Annotated in this window: 2 protein-coding genes; both read left to right on the top strand. The window is 61.8% G+C overall.

Features of this window, described 5'->3' with window-relative positions:
- Positions 1–702: 702 nt before the first annotated feature.
- Positions 703–993: a hypothetical protein gene (locus tag RUH75_RS23595; protein WP_313809647.1), complete on the top strand. Its 291-nt coding sequence runs from the start codon at positions 703–705 to the stop codon at positions 991–993.
- Positions 983–2887 (top strand): type IV secretion system DNA-binding domain-containing protein (locus RUH75_RS23590; RefSeq protein WP_313809646.1); only part of this gene is annotated, 1905 nt, incomplete at its 3' end. The genes RUH75_RS23595 and RUH75_RS23590, both read left to right, overlap by 11 nt.

The raw sequence follows: 2887 nt of genomic DNA, 5'->3' as shown, positions 1-2887 counted from the left end.
CCCCGCGGGGCCGCGGCCATCGGCAGCGGCGCAGGGGCTGAAGGGTGATGGAGGGGACCATGGTTCAGTCCCGGCGACTGTCGCTCGGTGACAGGTTGGGCGGCTCGGCGGATCGTTCCTCACCGCCGACCGGGGCTCTATTCGCCGGGCCGCCGACACCCCTTGGCAGGGCTGTCGCCGACCCGGCTCACGGCGCCGGGGTGATGCCCCGTCGCCGCCCATTCGGGTCACGATCCCCTGCCGGCTCGACGCGGCCAGGGCCGCGTCGGACTTCCTGAATTCGGGCCTAATCTGTCTGCTTCCGATGCAGCCCAAGGGCTAGAATGCAGCTTTTCTACGTCCGTCTTCTGGCCGCCCCAAGGGCGGTCCAGTACCCTGCCGGAACGGCTGACCCTCTCATCACATCGCCGATCAAAGCGTCCCAGGGCACCAGAATCGAGCCCTGGGATTTAAGCACACCGAACGCACCGGGAGGTGCAGGAAAACATTGAAAATAAACAATAAATCGCAATTTTTCTGGTCGGACACTGTCTGACAGTTTTGGCGCGCTAAGAAAACCGCGCATTTTCAACGCTTTGAGCGTCGGACAATCGCCGACGGCATTTCTGGCAAACTGTTCAATGACTTGCCTCTGCCAACCAAATCCTCTATGCCTGTCCCTGCCTTTTTAATCCCCACCAGCCCCCATCATGGAGGCTGGACGTGACAGGCACATCCCCAAGACTTTCGGTTCGCATCGACCGGCGCCATCTGACCCTCATCAAGGATGTCGCGCGCAAGCAGAATGTGTCGCCCTCGCAGGTCGTGCGTTGGGCCATCGACGCCTATCTCGCCGGCGCCCATGACAATGGTTCCAGCCGCCGTCGCCTGGCCCGCCTGGCCGAGTTCCAGAACCTCGCTTTGGACGTCATCATCCTCGAACAATATCCCGAACTACGGGAACGGATGATCGCGGAAACCGACAAGCGCCTGGAGCAATATCATGGCGCATAAGGACATCCGCTCGAACGGCCAGAACATCCCGCTCACCCATCATTCCGCGCGCGGCCGCGTGCAACGCAATTCGGGCAATTTCACCCGCGGCAGCCAGCTTCTCACCCATGAGATGTTGATGTGGTTTTCCGGGGTCAAACTGCCCTTCATCATCTGGTTCTTCGTCTTCATCGCGGCCTGGTTCACGATCATGTCGATCCGGCTCGATGAGCATGGTTTTCAGCTCATCTGCATGAAGCTCTATTCGGCGCTCTGGAACTGGGTTGGCCTTGATCCCACCAAGCGGGTGAACGTCACCCTGCCCAATGGCGAGATGCTGCGCACGATCATGCCCATGGTCCCAGCGATCCCGGCGGTGAAGACCGCCTGGGCAATTGCCATGCGGGGTCTACTTGGCTCCTTTTTCATCTCGCTCTTCATCGTGATGCCGCTCTCGGTCTGGTTCGTCGACATCTCGCGCCGGCGCGGAAAATCGATCCTGCAAGAGCGGCATGAACGCGGCGCCATGCTGGTCGACGTCGACCTGCTGCGCGGCGAGATCAACCAGCATAATCTTAAGAAATATGAGGAAGACGTCGCCGCGCTCTGCGCGGGTCTGTCGCCAGCGCAGGTGCTGCGGCTTCCCTTTGCCGAGCGGAAGGGCAGGGGCATTCATCACCCCTATAGCCTGGCGGGCGTTCCCTATCCGCACCGGATGGAGCAGTCGCACACCATGCTGATCGGCACCACCGGGTCGGGCAAGACCACGGAGCTTCGCAGCCTCGTGTCTCAGATGCGGGCGCGCGCTGACAGTGCGGTGATCTTCGATCTGACCGGCGCCTATGTCGAGGCTTTCTATGATCCTGAACGCGACACGATCCTCAACCCCATGGACGCGCGATGCCCGGCCTGGTCGATCTTCAACGACTGCGCCACCCATAGCGAATTTACCGCCGCCGCCGCCGCGCTGATCCCGTCCGACGGCGGATCGTCCGAACCCTTCTGGGCGCTCGCGGCGCGGACCCTCTTCATCGAGATGTGCATGCGGCTCATCGAGCGTGGCCAGGCCACCAATCTGGCGCTGGCCGAAAATTTGATGACCGCTGATCTGAAGCGCGTCCATCGCTTCCTCACCAACACCATCGCCGATCCCCTGACCGCGCCGGAGGCCGCCCGCATGGCGGAGTCTATCCGCGCGGTTTTCAACACCAATGCGCAGGTGCTGCGCTTCTTGCCGGAAGAGGGGGAGGCCTTTTCCATCCGGCAATGGATGACCCAGGAAAAGCGTCCAGGCTCGATCCTGTTCATCACCTCCAACTATGTTGATTTGCCGATGAACAAGGCGCTGCTAACGCTGTGGATGGACCTTGCCATCAACACGCTCATGACCATGCCGCGCACGCGCAATTTACGCACCTGGTTCATGTTCGACGAGCTGGGCGCGCTGCACCGGCTGCCCGCGATCGAAAACGGCCTTCAGACCGCCCGCGCCTTTGGCGGCGCGATGATCCTTGGCATCCACAGTTTCGAGAAATTGGTGGAGGTCTATGGCGAGCAGGGCGCCCGCAATCTGGCCTCACTGGCGCGCACCAAGCTGATCCTCGCCACGGCCGATCTCGATACCGCCGAGCAGTGTGCGCGCTATATCGGCAACCGCGAAGTGCGCCAGATGGATGAGGCGTACAGCTATGGTTACAACCAGACGCGTGATGCTTCGACCCTGACCCCGCGCAAGCAGGTCGAGCCGCTCGTCATCGCCGACGACATCACCAACCTGCCTTCCATGCACGGCTTTGTGAAATTCCCCGACGGATTTCCCGCGGCGCGCATTCTCCTCCAGTGGAAGGACTATCCCCAGGTGGCGCAAGGGTTTGTCCGCCGTGCCCATGTGGCCCCGGTTCGCTCGAAGCGAACC

This window comes from Sphingobium sp., assembly GCF_032153725.1.
Lineage (GTDB): Bacteria > Pseudomonadota > Alphaproteobacteria > Sphingomonadales > Sphingomonadaceae > Sphingobium.
This window is presented reverse-complemented; position numbering and strand designations above follow the sequence as displayed.